This window comes from Herminiimonas sp. (genome assembly GCF_030655415.1).
This window is the reverse complement of the sequence record NZ_JAURVN010000010.1, coordinates 1-15,394: the sequence shown is the minus strand read 5'-3', so window position 1 is coordinate 15,394 and position 15,394 is coordinate 1. Positions and strand designations below refer to the sequence as shown.

Genomic DNA, 15,394 nt, shown 5'->3' with positions numbered 1-15,394 from the left:
GCTTGCATCGTTTGAATCAAGAGGATGCAGAATAAACCTTCGGCTGATTGTCTTCTGTGCGCTCTGTCACTTAATTGCAGTGGGAATGAAAATATATTTTTAAAGCGCGAATAAAAAATCAGGCGGACATTGCTGTGCGCCTGATTGACGGTATCTGATTACCTTCGTTTCATTCTGCAGCGCAAGATCGCCGCAGAATCTGCAAAGTTACTGCAAGCGAATTTCCCCATCAAAAGTGATATTCAGTTTTATGCCTTCAATCTCCAGCGTAACTTTCGCAGGGAAAGATTCTGTACCGCTGATGCGACCTTCGGCGATCGCTTTTTCCACCGCTTTTTCGATGGCGTTTTGTGAACCGACGCCAACCGTCTTCAAGAATTTTCGCATGCTGATGTTGAAGCTTTCTTCGTCCATGGTGCACTCCTGTGTGGTGAGAGAAATTTAGCGATTCACGATGAATGTCTACGTAGATCTGGCTCGATAACGATGCCACGATACGTGCAAATCATAAGGGATTTTATCTGCATAGAACACATGTAAAAAAGGCCCGTGTCTGAGTTCGACCGGGCCTGATGCTATTCATTCACAAATTGTTTTTTTCGGTGTGATTAAACCGGCCATTGCTCCAGGCGATACGCAGAATCCCAAAACATCCATTCCAGTTTTGCCGCATGCGTATAGGCAATGTGCATGTCGCGGCGCGTTTCTGCGCTGGCAACTGAAGCGACACGATCTACAGTCGCGATGACACCACGTACTGCTGCGTGGAATTCTTCGCCGGCATAGGTGCTGATCCACGAATCGTAGGGATTGTTCTTGGCGGCGCGTGCGAGGATGTCGCGGCCGATTTCCGCATAGATCCAGAAGCAGGGCAGCAAAGCAGCCAATGCGACGGGGTAAGACGCGCTCCACGCCGTCGCAATCAGGTAGCTACTGTAATGATGCGTCGCCGGCGACAAGGGCGTTGCCGCAAAGGTCGCCGGGCTGACATTGAACTGCTCCATGAAATCCGCATGCAAGCTGCGTTCAACGATGATCGCTGTATGTGCGCCATTCGCGAACTGGACGATCTCGTCTGTATTGTCGGCTTTTGCCGCAGCGACGGCCAGCGCACGACCGAAGGCGATTAAGTAATGCGCATCTTGAATCATGTAATGACGGAAGCGTTCTTGACTCAAGGTGCCGTCAGCCAGCTCTTGATTGAACGGCATGGTGCGTATGGTTTCAAACAGCGCGGCGTTTTTTTGCCAGATTTCAGCGGTAAAAGACATGATGTTCCTTAACGAAGATTGCAAGCCGCTCGCGTTTTAATCTGCGAGCGAGCAGAGATTCAAGAATAGGTGAGCGGTGTGTAGACGTGATCGAAAAATGCCCGTTCCAGCGCAACTGCGCGGCCGAACATATCGGCGCAATGCGCTTGATCTTGCGCATCCAGCAAAGGTCCGGTGCGATCAAGTTCTGAACGTAACCAGCCTATGAAGTCGGCAAACGCCGGATTGTTATGCAGCGTAATCCACTCCGCATGAATGAAGCGTTCAGGCAATGTTGCATCCGGGCGATCAGCCCAGCTTAAGTACAACCATTCGGCAACGACCAATACCGACAGGCACAGTGGATACATCCGGCTTTCAGCCGATTCCGTCATCAACGCCTGGAATGCTTTGGTTGGCTCTGTCAGTGGCGGTGTGATTCGATATTTATCGACCAGGCCAAGTTCATCGAAGGCACGCAGGAAGTACGTATTTTCATCACTGGTAATCATCGCGGCAAAGCGTGAGAAGCGTACGCGTGAAGTGAAAAGATCTGCGCTCGCAATCGCGGCTCCTAACAGTGCGACAAAGCGATCGATGAATTGATAGTCCTGCACCAGATAATGTTGCAGCACATCGTCAGCGACAGTGCCGGCAAATAACTCATCGATAAAACGATGATTGATCGCGGCGTCCCAGTTTTCCTGATTCTGTTCGCGCAACCATTCGGTGAAAGTGCTGGCGGGATTACTACGTTTGCTGAAAGGTGTGTCGGTCATGGAAATGATGATTGATCTATAACTTGCTCGCGTGCGCGAAGCTAAAACTAAAAAATAAATATCGGCTGTAAGAACTTGTGCCGCAACTTGTGTGTCCACTGGCGTAACAGCTTGGCTAATAACTTTATAGCAACGCGGGTTTGATCGCATTCAATAATGATTGCAAAAATACTCAAGCACGAATTTTACAGTGGCGGGTATTTCTTTGCGTTCATGATCAGCTTGTCTTGAATTGCCGCGTTCAGATCGACATTCAAAACAGATGCCAGACGTATCAAATACAGCGCAACGTCAGCCAACTCTTGCCGCACATGTTCTGCGGTCTCCGGCGCTTGTGCAACTTGCCACGATTCTTCTTCGCTGCGCCACTGAAAAATTTCCACCAACTCGCCGACTTCACCGGTCAATGCCATCGCCAGATTCTTGGGTGAGTGAAATTGCTGCCAGTTGCGAGCATCTGCAAATTCTTGTAATACATTTTCCAGTAACTTTGTATCGAGCAGCATTTGTGTCATGGCGGGTAGGAATGGGTTACAGAATAAGCGACCATGATAACGCAGCCTGATATTCGAACCCTTGCTGCTGGATGCTGAAATCTTGCATGAAAATAGTGCAGCTTCGTTCTGTCCTACAAGCCATTGCGCGCTAGTCCTATTCAACTGCGTGGGTAGCGATGCTATGGTACGTCTACAAAACACCAAGGAGATGACCATGCCTAATTTAAAGAAGCAAGTCGATCGCAATGATGAAAATAATCATCACGCAAATCCACCTGGCAATCCGGTGCTTGAACAGGATGTGACAGAGATGGAACGGCTTATGCAAAAGAAGTATGCAGCGATTGATAATGCACGTGCCAGCCAAACTGCAGATGTTGCTCAACATGGGCACCCAATCAAGCAGCCTAACAAGGTCACCAATAATAGTTGACTTTGCTAGATCATCGGCCGGAAAAACGCTGATGAAAATATGAAAGAGCCCGCAGCGATGTGGGTTTTTTTACATCTAAATTTTGGCGGCTACTAGGTGACTTCCACAATTTACCGATCAGCTACACCTAACTATAGTGGGCACATAAATTAGTGGCTTGGCGTGAGCATTACAACTACGCCAGCCTCATGTTTCTTCAGCGATCCTTGTCTGAAAAAACACTCACCCATATTTAGGAACAAGATGAAAATTTCGTTATTCGCAGCATTGTTGCTGGCATTGTCGTTGACCGCATGTAACTCGGAAAAATCGGCATCGACAGAAGCAGCTCCAGCAGCAACCGTAGAGGCACCTGCTGCCGCTGATGCAACTCCAGCTGCTCCATTGAGCGCTGAAGAAGCTGAAAAAGAAAAAATCCGCAAACAAAACGCTGCTGCTGAAGCGGCTTTGTCCGGACATTAATCGCATCTTTGCGAAATTAAAAACCGTCGCTTGCGACGGTTTTTTTTCGTCTGCAATTTGTTGCTTGTTTCTTGAGTGCACAGTTGCTCTGGTTCATCGTTGGCTTGTCCTACAAGAGAAAATCTATTTCTCTGATAGCGCTTTTCCTCAAAGAGAATAAGATCAAAGTTGGTCATTTCGTCTTAAGGAGAAATCAATGAGTAATCAAAAAACTAATCCAGATTCGCCGCTACAAAAAATCGATGCTGAACTGAATGAGGTCGATACCCGCGTCGATAAAGCGCGCAAGGAAAAGGGGCCGCCAGTGCGTAACAACGATTCAACTGTAGCACCCGAAAAAGATCAAAACGACGTGTTACGCCGCCACGGATAGTCATAAAGTTTTTGTCCGCACAGCAGTCTCAGATGGAATCATCTTTAGGAGATAAATCATGCGCTCGATACCAAATACCAATAACGATCTAGAAGAAAAATTTGCCAAAGTAGACGCCGGCTCTGCCGATGATTATCCAGATCATGCTGCACGTCAGGCCGTCAGCGATTCGTATGTTGCAGCGAATACGGTGTCTGCGGATACCGGCGGCGGATTTGATAATCGCACCGGCTTTACTGGTCATGTCGATGAAGAGCTACGCGATAGCGAGAGCCGCGCTGATAGCCCAACGATTCATTACGAAACGATTCCGGGCGAAAAAGGTAGCAACACCAAGCACGCGAGTACTGTGGATGAAGATATCAACTAAGCTCGCACCCTAAATCTGACGCCACAAATCTGACGCATCAAAGAAAAAGCCGTGCCGCATGTTTTCACATAGGGCACGGCTAAAATTCTTGGGGTGGCTGATGGGGCTCGAACCCACGACAACAGGAATCACAATCCTGGACTCTACCAACTGAGCTACAGCCACCATTGATTTACTACGAGCGACTTGCGATGTTTTGCAAGACAGCTGCGCATTATACAAAATTCATACGCGGCTGGCAAATCAAATAAACAAAGCAGTAAAAATTAGTCGTTCAATGCCAAATATCACTCTGGCTTAGGCCGTCGCTTGTGCCTTCAGCGCGGTGACTTGAGGATGCAAATTCAGCAATTTTGCGAAGGCATTTTCCAGTGAGCTTTGGCTGCCAGTCGTAAATGCTGCCAGCGAACCCGGCATATTCTCAAATCGTTGCAAGCCGCGTTGCTGCAGCAATCTTTCCAGTTGGCGCGATACGGCTTCGCCGGTATCGATGATCGTCACCGGCACAGCGCTCTCGCGCTCTGCAATCGCTTCAATCAAGGGCTGAACAAAAGGGTAGTGCGTGCAACCTAGCGCCAGCGTATCGGCACCACCGCGCAGCAAGGGCGTGACATACCGCTCCAGCATCAGCGCGGTTTCTGGCGAGGATAGTTCGCCTTTTTCAATTTGATCGACCAGACCGACGCACGCTTGCGTCAAGAAAGTGACGCCAGTGCTTTCTGCTATCTGGTCGCGCAGCGCAATGAAGCGATGGCTTGCCAAGGTGCTAGCGGTTGCCAGCACGCCAGCCTTGCCGCTCTTGCTGAATACTGCCGCCGGCTTCAAGCCTGGTTCTACGCCGACCACGATCAAATCAGGATATTGCTGACGTAAGGCGTCGATGGCTGCCGCGGTCGCGGTATTGCAGGCGACGACGATGGCCTTGACCTTTTGCGTTACCAGAAAGCTGGCAACGGCTAGCGTGCGTTCGATAATTTCTGCATCCGATTTGCCGCCATATGGCGCGTAAGCCGAGTCAGCAAAACACAGCAAATGCTCAGATGGCAAGCGTGCTTGTACGTGACGCAGGACGGACAAGGCACCGACGCCGGAATCGAAAATACCGATAGGCGCTTCAGCAGCAACAGGATCGGGGTAGGCGGAGAAGCTCAATGTCGTCGTGTATTAAATGCGTGATTGGATAAGAAGAAAAATCAAACCGCTGACACTGGGATTTCATTCAAACGAATTTTTTCGATCTTCTCTTTCCATTCCTTCGGTCCGGTATTGTGGACGGAAGTGCCGGTGGAATCGACCGCGACGGTGACTGGCATATCGGTCACGTCGAACTCATAAATCGCTTCCATCCCCAGATCGGCGAAGCCCAATACGGTGGCAGTCTTGATTGCCTTCGATACCAAGTATGCTGCGCCGCCAACCGCCATCAGATACGCCGATTGATGTTTCTTGATTGCTTCGATTGCAGTCGGGCCGCGTTCGGCTTTGCCGACCATAGAGATCAAGCCGGTTTGCGCCAGCATCATCTCGGTAAATTTATCCATGCGGGTTGCGGTAGTCGGGCCTGCTGGGCCAACGACTTCATCGCGCACCGGATCAACCGGACCTACATAATAAATAATGCGATTGGTGAAATCGACAGGCAGCTTTTCACCTTTGGCCAGCATCTCTTGAATACGCTTGTGCGCAGCATCGCGACCGGTCAACATTTTGCCGTTCAACAGCAGAGTTTGACCCGGCTTCCACGAGGCGACTTCTTCTTTGGTCAGCGTATTCAAATCAACGCGTTTCGACAGTTCGGTATTCGGTGCCCAATTCACATCCGGCCAATCAGACAGCGATGGCGGATCGAGATAAACCGGGCCGGAGCCATCCATCACAAAATGCGCGTGACGTGTTGCCGCGCAGTTAGGGATCATCGCCACTGGCTTCGATGCCGCGTGCGTAGGATGCATCATGATTTTGACGTCCAGCACAGTCGTCAAACCACCCAAGCCTTGCGCACCGATGCCGAGCGCATTGATCTTGTCGCACAACTCGATACGCAATTCTTCAGTTTTGTTTTGCGGGCCGCGTTGCTTCAGCTCGTACATGTCGACGTCTTCCATCAACACTTGTTTTGCCATCAGCATTGCGCGTTCTGCTGTGCCGCCGATGCCGATGCCGAGCATGCCCGGTGGGCACCAGCCTGCGCCCATCAGTGGCACGGTTTGCATGACCCAGTCGACCAGCGAATCGGAAGGATTGAGCATGACGAATTTGGTTTTGTTTTCCGAGCCGCCGCCTTTTGCCGCGACTTGCACGTCCACCGTATTGCCCGGCACCAGCTCCATGTGTACCACGGCAGGTGTGTTGTCGCCGGTGTTCTTGCGCGCGAAATGCGGGTCGGCCACTATCGATGCGCGCAGCTTATTATCCGGGTCGTTATAAGCGCGGCGTACACCTTCATTCACTGCATCGGTGATTGAAGTTTTGCCGAAACCTTCGAACTTTACTTCCATGCCGATTTTCAAGAAGACATTGACGATGCCGGTGTCCTGGCAGATTGGACGCTTGCCTTCTGCGCACATGCGCGAGTTGGTCAGGATCTGCGCAATCGCATCCTTGGCTGCCGGACTTTGTTCTGCTTCATACGCGCGCGCCAAGTGCTGAATGTAATCCTGCGGATGGTAGTAGCTGATGTATTGCAGAGCAGCGGCAACGGATTCGATCAAATCGTCTTGTTTAATGATGGTCATGGCAGTATCGGCTTTGAACGTTAGTGGAACTAGGTTGGGCTACGTAGATTCAATAAGTTGATTCAATGAGTTGAATTAGTGCGCTTGCTGATTCAGTGAATTGGTTTCCGCCATGATGCGATCAGCGTAAGCAATCGCCAATGCCGACACCAGGAAGACGATATGAATACCGGTTTGCGCGTACAGCGTCTTTGCATCGTAGGACGAAGCGTTGATAAACGTTTTCAGCAAATGGATGGACGAGATGCCGATGATCGCCGTTGCGAGTTTGACTTTTAATACCGACGCGTTGACGTGCGATAACCATTCTGGTTGATCTGGATGGCTTTCCAGATTCATGCGCGAGACGAAGGTTTCGTAGCCGCCGATGATCACCATGATCAACAGATTCGAGATCATCACAACGTCGATCAAACCAAGCACGACCAACATGATGGTGGTTTCGGTCAGCTTCTCTGCTCGTTGTGCGCCGGGAATGGTGACGACGTCCAGAATATGTTTCAGCGAATCAGCATTGCCGAAAATCGCACCGATCAAATCCGACAGTTCTACCCAGAAGTGAAATACGTAGACGCATTGCGCCAGGATCAGACCAATATACAATGGCAGCTGCAGCCAGCGCGTCATGAAAATAAAACTCGCCAGTGGATGGATGCGTTTTTTTGATTTTGATTCGTCGACGGCAGAAGATGGTTTCATTTAGATTTGATGTGGTAATAGATGACGAATAGAAGCCTGCATTTTACACGCGCCCACGCTTTTTGCTGCGGTGCACCTCGGTAGAATGGCAACTTTCGACTTGAATTGTTTGCGCTGGTTCCAAAGTCAAATTGAACGTCAGATTGGTGTAAGGCTTCAGTAAGAGTAGAAGCATATTGTGAGTAACAAATAAAATCCGTAACGGAGGGGACAATGTCCAGCATCGAGAGCTTCAAACAGGAGGAGCGGGTATTTAATCCGCCCCAAGATTTCGTCAACAACGCTGCAATCAGCGGCATGGAAGCCTATCGTGCCTTGTGTGCGGAGGCGTCCGACGATTACGAAGGTTTCTGGGCGCGCCTCGCGCAACAGAACATTCACTGGACGAAGCCATTCACCAAAAAGCTCGATGAATCCAACGCGCCGTTTTATAAATGGTTCGAAGATGGCGAGCTGAACGTGTCGTGGAATTGCCTTGATCGCCACCTGACCAACGGCAACGCGGACAAAGTCGCACTGATCTTTGAATCGGATGACGGCAAAGTCAAACGCGCTACCTATAAAGAGTTGTACGAGTACGTTTGCAAATTTGCGAACGGCCTCAAATCGCTGGATATCAAAAAAGGCGATCGCGTCATCATCTACATGCCGATGTCGATCGAAGGTATCGCCGCGATGCAAGCCTGCGCGCGTATCGGCGCAACACACTCCGTCGTGTTCGGTGGCTTCTCCGCCAAATCGCTGCAAGAACGCATCATCGACGCCGGCGCAGTCGCCGTGCTGACCGCCGATTATCAAGTACGCGGTGGCCGTCAATTGCCATTGAAATCCATCGTCGATGAAGCATTGACCATGGGCGGTTGCGACACGATCCGCAATGTCGTCGTGTATCAACGCACAGGTGGCGACGTCACCTTTGTCAAAGATCGCGACATCTGGTTGCACGACCTCGTTGAAAAACAGGCGGCAGAATGCGAACCGGTAGCCGTCGGTGCAGAACATCCATTATTCATCCTCTACACATCCGGCTCGACCGGCAAACCAAAGGGGGTGCAGCATTCGTCCGCCGGCTATTTGTTGTGGTCCATGCTCACGATGAAATGGACCTTCGATATCAAGCCGGAAGATGTGTACTGGTGCACCGCCGATATCGGCTGGATCACCGGTCACACCTACGTTACCTATGGCCCGCTGGCGTGTGGCGCAACGCAGATCGTGTTTGAAGGCGTACCGATGTTCCCGAACGCTGGCCGTTTCTGGGACATGGTTCAAAAGCACAAAGTATCGATTTTCTACACCGCACCGACCGCGATCCGTTCGCTGATCAAAGCGGCCGAAGCCGATCCAGCAGTGCATCCGGACAAATACGATCTCAGCAGCCTGCGCCTGCTCGGCTCGGTTGGCGAACCTATCAATCCAGAAGCATGGATGTGGTACTACAAACATATCGGCGGCGAGCGCTGCCCGATTGCCGATACCTTCTGGCAAACAGAAACCGGCGGTCACGTCATCTCGCCATTGCCTGGCGCAACACCGATGGTGCCGGGCTCCTGCACCTTGCCTTTGCCTGGCATTACCGCAGCCGTTGTCGATGATGCAGGTCACGATCTGCCGGATGGCAAAGGTGGCTTGTTAGTCATCAAGCGCCCATGGCCATCGATGATCCGCAATATCTGGAACGATCCAGAGCGCTTCACCAAGAGCTACTTCCCGCCAGAACTCGGCGGCACGACGTACCTCGCAGGTGACGGCGCAATCCGCAATGAAGAAACCGGCTACTTCACCATCACCGGCCGCATCGATGACGTGTTGAATATCTCCGGCCATCGCATGGGCACGGCAGAAATCGAATCCGCACTGGTTGCCAATCCGATCGTCGCCGAAGCAGCAGTCGTCGGCAAACCGGATGAAACAACCGGCGAATCGATTTGCGCTTTCGTCGTCCTCAAGCGCAACCGTCCAGAAGGCGATGAAGCCAAACAGATCGCCAAGGAATTGCGCGACTGGGTAGCGAAAGAAATCGGCCCGATTGCCAAGCCGAAAGAAATCCGCTTTGGTGACAACCTGCCGAAGACCCGCTCCGGCAAAATCATGCGCCGCCTGTTGCGCGTGCTAGCCAAGGATGAAGACATTACGCAAGATATCTCCACCCTAGAGAATCCGGCAATTCTGGAACAGCTCAAACAGGCACAATAAATTCTTGTCTCTGGTGCAAAAGCCGTCTCAGCCACAAGCCGCGACGGCTTTTTTCTGTCCGTAATGGCAGGGCAGAGCGGGAAAGTGGGCCTTTTTAGAGAAAATTTTGCTATAATCGGCGACTTCGCTAAAAAGCAGCACTGCGAAGAACAAATTCAGGAGAGATGGATGAGTGGTTTAAGTCGCACGCCTGGAAAGCGTGTGTAGGTTCATAGCCTACCGGGGGTTCGAATCCCCCTTTCTCCGCCAAATTTTAAAAAAAAGTCCCGCAATTTCAACGAGTTGCGGGATTTTTTCTTTTTCGGCCCATCACTTGGCCCATCAGCTGAACAAATGGATGACGAACGTGCATGAACATAATCGCTCTCTGAAAGATTTTCATTTTTTTGCCGTGGCTGTACAAGCGACATTACGGCGAAGTTATATGTCCCTTAGTCCGTCTCACGATGAGCACGGATTTCTTGGGATACTCGAACTCATAAGCTTAAATGATATCGATACGCTGGACGATCCATTCCTGATTGTCAAACACCTGCTATCACTACAGTCAATTTCTGAGCATGACATCGCTTACCATCCGCTTGGACCGATTTTGGTTTCAGCTACATACTTGTATCGCCACAAAAAGAGCCTATCCGACAATGATGCAGAACTCGCATGGTCATACGTCACCGACGCTTTATATTGGAGTGGTTACGTAACTTCAGGGAGATCGTTGGCTGAATTCCGTGGTTTAGCTGAGAGCGATTTGTCTAATGATGAGCTAATGGACTTGCAAAAGCATGCAGCGAAAAAAGTGGCAAGTGAGCAAGGTAAAAAGAATAGAGAAAAGCAGCTGACGGGATGGGCAAAAGTAAAGCAGTACGCTCAAAATCTGTCATTTCAACGGAAGCCGTTAGATGGATGGGAGTCCCTTGCCGATGCTGTTAGAGCTATAGAAGATGATGTAATGGCTTTTGCAAAGACTGAAGGCATAAGGATGGCTAAACAAGAGGATAGAAATCGCACCATTGAGAACTACCTCAGCGAACCTGACGTCGCAAATCACTTCAATTTAATTAAAACCAAAAATAAGTAATAAATTCTTTTTCTGGTTAAAGGCATCTCCGCGCTACATCATCTATGTAGCCGCAACCATCCTATCCGCTTTCCAATCAAATCTAAAAACTTCTAACCCGACTATTTTAGTCGGGGAATCAGGCCCCCGACAGCCTTTCCAACCTTCCTCAACGCGCGCGATCATGGCCTCCCATTCATTTAAGGAGGACTAATGCAATATTATCCAAATCAATCCATGCGCATCCTGAGTATTAAAGATTTGACTGCCAAAACGAATATGTGCACCGCATCGGTTTACAACAAACTCAATTCTCGTAGCGTCTACTTTGATTGTGAATTTCCACGCCCAATGAAGCTAGGAAAGAGCTCTGTAGGGTGGGTGGAAAATGAAGTTGATGCATGGCTCAGCAGTCGTGAAAGAAAGAAATAATCGTGAGGGCGGATATGAATTATTTTTTTGACGAGTCTAGTCCATTACGGCATTTTCCATCAGACATACAAAGAGCAATTATTGAAGTTGCTGCAAATGTTGAGATGCCTATCGAAATGGCCTACGGACAATTCCTCGCCATCATGTCAGCTACGGTTCAGGGGTCATATGATGTTCGACTGCCTTACGGAAAAATATCGCCGCTTTCACTATTTATCAAAATATTTGCGGATAGTGGGGATCGCAAATCTGGGCTGGATGATGCAGCGGGTCAACCGTTCAAAGAGTTTGATGAACGTTGTGACAAAGAAGATAAAGAAGCAGATATTCATTTTCAAGCCGATTTGAATATTTGGAAACAACTTAAGAAAGGTTTAAATAGCCAATTATCAAGAAGTGCTGCACGCAATGAATCAACAGAGGGAATAGAGGCAATGGTGCGCTCTCACGAAATGAAAAAGCCAATGAAACGGCGACGCCGCCGAATATGCTTTCAAGATATGTCCGAGACTCCCTTAATGGATATGTTAGAAGGCACGGGGCGTTCACTTTTCCTTTCAGCACCAGAGGGATATGTCATTCTGGACTCACCTCTGTTAGCCAATCCATCAAAGTTGAATCAAGCGTGGAGTGGAGAAACGCTAATGGTCGATAGAATGGGGCGAAGCAAGAGGGCAGTGGCGTGCCGTATTGCATCTTCCATGCTGATCCCCCCCAAACTTTGGAAGGAATATATCAAAAAGAATGGATTGATGTTACGTGCATCTGGTTACTTCGCGCGATGCCTAGTATGTCAACCAGAGTCTATAGTCGGCGACAGACGCAATAATGTTAAAAGACCGATGCCTTATCTATTTCTGTTTCATGAACGGGTAATCCAGTATCTTGAAAAAATGAAAGCTGGGTGGGAATCTGCCGAATCCAATCGAATAATCTTAGCGTTTAGTAAGGAGGCGGAGCAAGTTTGGCATGCAAAGAATAATATGATTGAAGCGAGGCTCGGACACGGACGTGACCTGCACGACATCAAAGACTTTGGATCCAAAATGATGGAAAACGCAAGTCGCATAGCGGCAATTTTTCATCTTTTCTCTGGCAGGGATGGTGAAATTACAGGTGATGTATTGGAACCTGCCGTAGCACTTATGGATTGGTATGCAGATCAATATAAAATAGTGTTTCCATCGCAAAAGACGCTAGATGCGAAAACGCTTCTCGAGTATTTGCAAAAACAGTGGTATGACGGCTATAAAATGTCATTCCCAAAAAACATGGTGATGAACCGAGGTCCCAATGCAATTCGTGCAAAGGAAAAATTAGAGCCTGCTTTGAATGTTCTCATTAAAACCGGCCATGTTTATATGGGATATTCATACCGTGATGCCAACCATATTTACTTTAAGTATCCTCAGTTTTGGGAGGATGTATTGGAAGCTAAAATAAAATCAGAGAGTAGGTCTCCCATGTATTCGCCAGGAGATTATTAGTCCAACCAATGCAAGAATTCAATTCTAATTTTTCATTTAGCCTGCGATTCCTGCGATTAATCGCAGGAATCGCAGGCATTTCAAAACTAGTGAACGATTAATTTCAAAGCTTTCTTGATTCAATTAATTGCTGCTTCTCCGCAAGCGTTAAGTTTTGCACACGTGCAGGTCCCAGATGACGTTCTCGAGGCCTTGCTATGCCTCGGTCTTTCAATGACCGATGATCCACCCTACTTGTATGTCCGCTTCTTTCAAGTGCATCGTTCTGAAGATACGCACTCATCTGCCTCGTTCTTATAATCTCTTCCCTAAGTTCAATCGGGCTCTTTCCACCACTGTCTTTCCTGCATCCTCCTTTTTCCGGCTGTGCCGAGTTGTATCGCTTGAATAATAGTTCGGGTGAACGGTCAATGCCATCATCCAAACGATCAGAAAACATTAAATGCAGGTGTGTGTTGGTTGCCCCTTGAATCGATGATCGAGGTGAATGCACCGCATAGTGATAGGGTTTATCGCCCACGATGCTGGCGATTATGTCATTGACCAGATTCAGATTTTGTTCAAGGTTCAACTCGGAAGGTAGTGCAATTTCATGCTCCCGGTACACTGCACCGTTCGCACGTTCGTGTTTGTCTCCCGCCTTCCAATATGCATTTGGATCGTCCTTTGTCCATTTGGGCATGTTGCCGTGCCCGGTTGCCACGAGGTCATCGCGTTGATTGTATTTACCCTTTCTACTTATGTAAGCAGCGTGATTTGCTGCTGTACCTTTCTTGCCGCTCTTGATGGAGTGATGGAAGCTTGCCATTTGTATTTGTCCTCATGTCGACGTTAAAAAGCCAGCGAGTTGATTCGCTGGCTGCGTGTGAGATGAAGTGAATACAGGATGTTTTTTAAAAGAATATTGGAGAAAGGTTAAGTGCGCGTCCTTATATCACCCCTCTAGTAGCTCTTGTTATTCAACGATCACTATCTCCATCATCAATTACCTGTATTACTGTCTCGCATAACATAGGTAGAGATGTAAAAAATGATTAGATGTTTAGTGGTTAGATAGGGTTTAAAAGAGTAGTCCGTGCTCAGCAAAAGAGAATGTGCCTTCATCACCAATAATGAAATGATCTAGTACGCGTACGTCGATCGACTCCAGAAGCGATTTAAGCCGATTGGTAAGTTGCTTGTCGGCATCACTCGGTTTTGTGCTACCAGAAGGATGGTTGTGTGCCAAGATCATTGATGCAGCATTCAACGACATCGCGCGTTGAACGATTACTCGTGGATAGACAGACGTCTGATGGATCGTTCCAAAGAACAGTGGTTCATAAGCAATCACGCGATGTTGAACATCCATGAACAGCACCGCAAACACCTCTCGTTGTTCATTGATCAGTTGCAGTCGCAAGTAGTCCTTCACGTCCTGTGGACTAGCTAGCTTCGGGCCATGCTTGATCACATGCTCATCCAAGATTTGAATCGCTCTGTGCACAATCCACGTATCTACTGCTGTTAGGTCATGCAGAAATTCGCTCCAAGGTCGCAGAGAATAGGGTCCTTGTTTCTCTGCGCATGCGTTGACGGTAGTTGTCATAAGACCTCCAGATAGAGGAGTGCGTCCACCATGAAAGGGACGCAGTTCCTGTTATGTTGAATATGAAGAAGGAAATAAAAAAGACCGCCGAAGCGGTCTTGATTAATTTTGGGTTGGGTTATTGCAAGTTCTGAACGGCTCTTATCTGATGCCTTTTTGATTGAAGGATGTTAGAACCTCTGCTGCAGTAAAACGATGCGGCTACGGTGAATGAATCCTTCCGCGCCTCCTGCTGTCTGCACCTTCCACCAATCCGAATTTTGCGGATGGGTCTGGAATGTAGCTCCACTCTCGACACGCCCAATGATGGCGCTCTTTCCATTGGCTTGTGCACGTACGTTTGTGAAACCGTCCGGGTCGTCAACGACAGCCTCAACAGAAAAATCTTTTGCTGGCTGCGTTCCTACTTGTTTGCCATTGTCTATAAGCAGGCCGTTTACAAATACGTATCGATGCGCCTGATTACTCTCTCCCTGCATGGTCAAGACCACGGAGTTATCAATGCGCTCGACCTGGTAAATATCAGTGCATGTTCCGAATGTCGGGTAGCTCTGCGCGCCGTTCGCCCGAACTGCGACGAAATTAAAGAGTGCGGGACATGCCGATCCACCACGATTTTCAACAAGGACAAGATGATCCTCTCCAATACGGAACGACTCTTTGATCGAGAGTGATGAATTCGCCTGGACTGCTGGCTTTACTAAACGGCCATTGAGGATGAGTTGGGCCTGCGCATTGGTTGTGAGGTCACCGTAGCGTGTCTCTAATAAATCTACTCCCTCTTTATCTACGTTAGCCAAGGTAGTTTCATCATGCACATGTTCAACCGGTGCCACGTTCTCTGATGTGATTGGTGGCATGGACAAATCCATTCCTCCCACTGCTTCATTTCTTGGTAACGGTGTCTTATGCCCCTCTTTGTAAAACCCCAGCAGGACATTAATTGCAATTGACGCGACGAGGAGTACTACGCCGGCAATGGACCACCGTCGTTGCGACTTATTGAATTCTTCGACACTGGCCCAGCTACCTTTTC

General features: G+C 48.9%; 18 protein-coding genes and 2 tRNA genes. 9 read left to right on the top strand and 11 right to left on the bottom strand.

The window, feature by feature from the left end; genetic code table 11:
- Positions 1–207: 207 nt before the first annotated feature.
- From Q7T66_RS07815 to Q7T66_RS07800, 4 genes are all read right to left on the bottom strand, one after another.
- A complete protein-coding gene (locus Q7T66_RS07815) occupies positions 208–414 on the bottom strand; it encodes a DUF6494 family protein (protein WP_304932773.1) in 207 nt (68 codons plus the stop codon).
- Between the two features lie 194 nt (positions 415–608).
- A complete protein-coding gene (tenA, locus tag Q7T66_RS07810; RefSeq protein WP_304932772.1) occupies positions 609–1,271 on the bottom strand; it encodes a thiaminase II in 663 nt (220 codons plus the stop codon).
- A 59-nt stretch (positions 1,272–1,330) separates the two neighbouring features.
- On the bottom strand, positions 1,331–2,029 hold the full coding sequence (locus Q7T66_RS07805; protein ID WP_304932771.1) for a TenA family protein: 699 nt from the start codon (positions 2,027–2,029) through the stop codon (positions 1,331–1,333).
- Between the two features lie 185 nt (positions 2,030–2,214).
- Positions 2,215–2,544 carry a nucleotide pyrophosphohydrolase gene (locus Q7T66_RS07800; protein ID WP_304932770.1) on the bottom strand — a complete coding sequence of 110 codons (330 nt, stop codon included), beginning with the start codon at positions 2,542–2,544 and terminating at the stop codon, positions 2,215–2,217.
- Between the two features lie 196 nt (positions 2,545–2,740).
- On the opposite strand from Q7T66_RS07800, the gene Q7T66_RS07795 reads away from it, so the two are divergent.
- The 4 genes from Q7T66_RS07795 (at position 2,741) to Q7T66_RS07780 (ending at position 4,164) form a co-directional block, all read left to right on the top strand.
- On the top strand, positions 2,741–2,959 hold the full coding sequence (locus Q7T66_RS07795) for a hypothetical protein (protein ID WP_304932769.1): 219 nt from the start codon (positions 2,741–2,743) through the stop codon (positions 2,957–2,959).
- Positions 2,960–3,202: 243 nt separating this feature from the next.
- Positions 3,203–3,421: a hypothetical protein gene (locus Q7T66_RS07790; RefSeq protein WP_304932768.1), complete on the top strand. Its 219-nt coding sequence runs from the start codon at positions 3,203–3,205 to the stop codon at positions 3,419–3,421.
- A gap of 196 nt (positions 3,422–3,617) precedes the next feature.
- Positions 3,618–3,794, top strand: a complete 177-nt coding sequence (locus tag Q7T66_RS07785) for a hypothetical protein (protein WP_304932767.1) — start codon at positions 3,618–3,620, stop codon at positions 3,792–3,794.
- A gap of 58 nt (positions 3,795–3,852) precedes the next feature.
- On the top strand, positions 3,853–4,164 hold the full coding sequence (locus Q7T66_RS07780) for a hypothetical protein (RefSeq protein ID WP_304932766.1): 312 nt from the start codon (positions 3,853–3,855) through the stop codon (positions 4,162–4,164).
- A gap of 89 nt (positions 4,165–4,253) precedes the next feature.
- Here Q7T66_RS07780 and Q7T66_RS07775 read toward each other — a convergent pair.
- From Q7T66_RS07775 to Q7T66_RS07760, 4 genes are all read right to left on the bottom strand, one after another.
- Positions 4,254–4,329: transfer RNA gene (locus tag Q7T66_RS07775), tRNA-His, on the bottom strand.
- A 132-nt stretch (positions 4,330–4,461) separates the two neighbouring features.
- Positions 4,462–5,316, bottom strand: coding sequence for a glutamate racemase (gene murI / locus Q7T66_RS07770; protein WP_304932765.1), 855 nt, complete (start codon positions 5,314–5,316; stop codon positions 4,462–4,464).
- 41 nt (positions 5,317–5,357) lie between these two features.
- Positions 5,358–6,899: a fumarate hydratase gene (locus tag Q7T66_RS07765; RefSeq protein WP_304932764.1), complete on the bottom strand. Its 1,542-nt coding sequence runs from the start codon at positions 6,897–6,899 to the stop codon at positions 5,358–5,360.
- A gap of 75 nt (positions 6,900–6,974) precedes the next feature.
- A complete protein-coding gene (locus Q7T66_RS07760; protein WP_304932763.1) occupies positions 6,975–7,598 on the bottom strand; it encodes a YqhA family protein in 624 nt (207 codons plus the stop codon).
- Positions 7,599–7,811: 213 nt separating this feature from the next.
- On the opposite strand from Q7T66_RS07760, the gene acs reads away from it, so the two are divergent.
- The 5 genes from acs to Q7T66_RS07735 all read left to right on the top strand — a co-directional run bounded on the left by acs (position 7,812) and on the right by Q7T66_RS07735 (position 12,770).
- The gene (gene acs / locus Q7T66_RS07755) at positions 7,812–9,794 is read left to right on the top strand and encodes an acetate--CoA ligase (protein ID WP_304932762.1); all 1,983 of its coding nucleotides are present in this window, start codon (positions 7,812–7,814) and stop codon (positions 9,792–9,794) included.
- 158 nt (positions 9,795–9,952) lie between these two features.
- Positions 9,953–10,043: transfer RNA gene (locus tag Q7T66_RS07750), tRNA-Ser, on the top strand.
- 64 nt (positions 10,044–10,107) lie between these two features.
- A complete protein-coding gene (locus Q7T66_RS07745) occupies positions 10,108–10,872 on the top strand; it encodes a hypothetical protein (RefSeq protein ID WP_304932761.1) in 765 nt (254 codons plus the stop codon).
- A 192-nt stretch (positions 10,873–11,064) separates the two neighbouring features.
- Positions 11,065–11,283 carry an AlpA family transcriptional regulator gene (locus tag Q7T66_RS07740; protein ID WP_304932760.1) on the top strand — a complete coding sequence of 73 codons (219 nt, stop codon included), beginning with the start codon at positions 11,065–11,067 and terminating at the stop codon, positions 11,281–11,283.
- A gap of 14 nt (positions 11,284–11,297) precedes the next feature.
- Entirely contained in the window at positions 11,298–12,770 is a 1,473-nt protein-coding gene (locus Q7T66_RS07735) for a YfjI family protein (RefSeq protein ID WP_304932759.1), read from the top strand.
- A gap of 103 nt (positions 12,771–12,873) precedes the next feature.
- On the opposite strand, the gene Q7T66_RS07730 is transcribed toward Q7T66_RS07735, so the two are convergent.
- From Q7T66_RS07730 to Q7T66_RS07720, 3 genes are all read right to left on the bottom strand, one after another.
- A complete protein-coding gene (locus Q7T66_RS07730; RefSeq protein WP_304932758.1) occupies positions 12,874–13,578 on the bottom strand; it encodes a MobA/MobL family protein in 705 nt (234 codons plus the stop codon).
- A gap of 252 nt (positions 13,579–13,830) precedes the next feature.
- Positions 13,831–14,358, bottom strand: a complete 528-nt coding sequence (locus tag Q7T66_RS07725) for a RadC family protein (RefSeq protein WP_304932757.1) — start codon at positions 14,356–14,358, stop codon at positions 13,831–13,833.
- Positions 14,359–14,528: 170 nt separating this feature from the next.
- The coding region (locus tag Q7T66_RS07720) for an SH3 domain-containing protein (RefSeq protein ID WP_304932756.1) at positions 14,529–15,394 on the bottom strand (866 nt) is incomplete at its 5' end.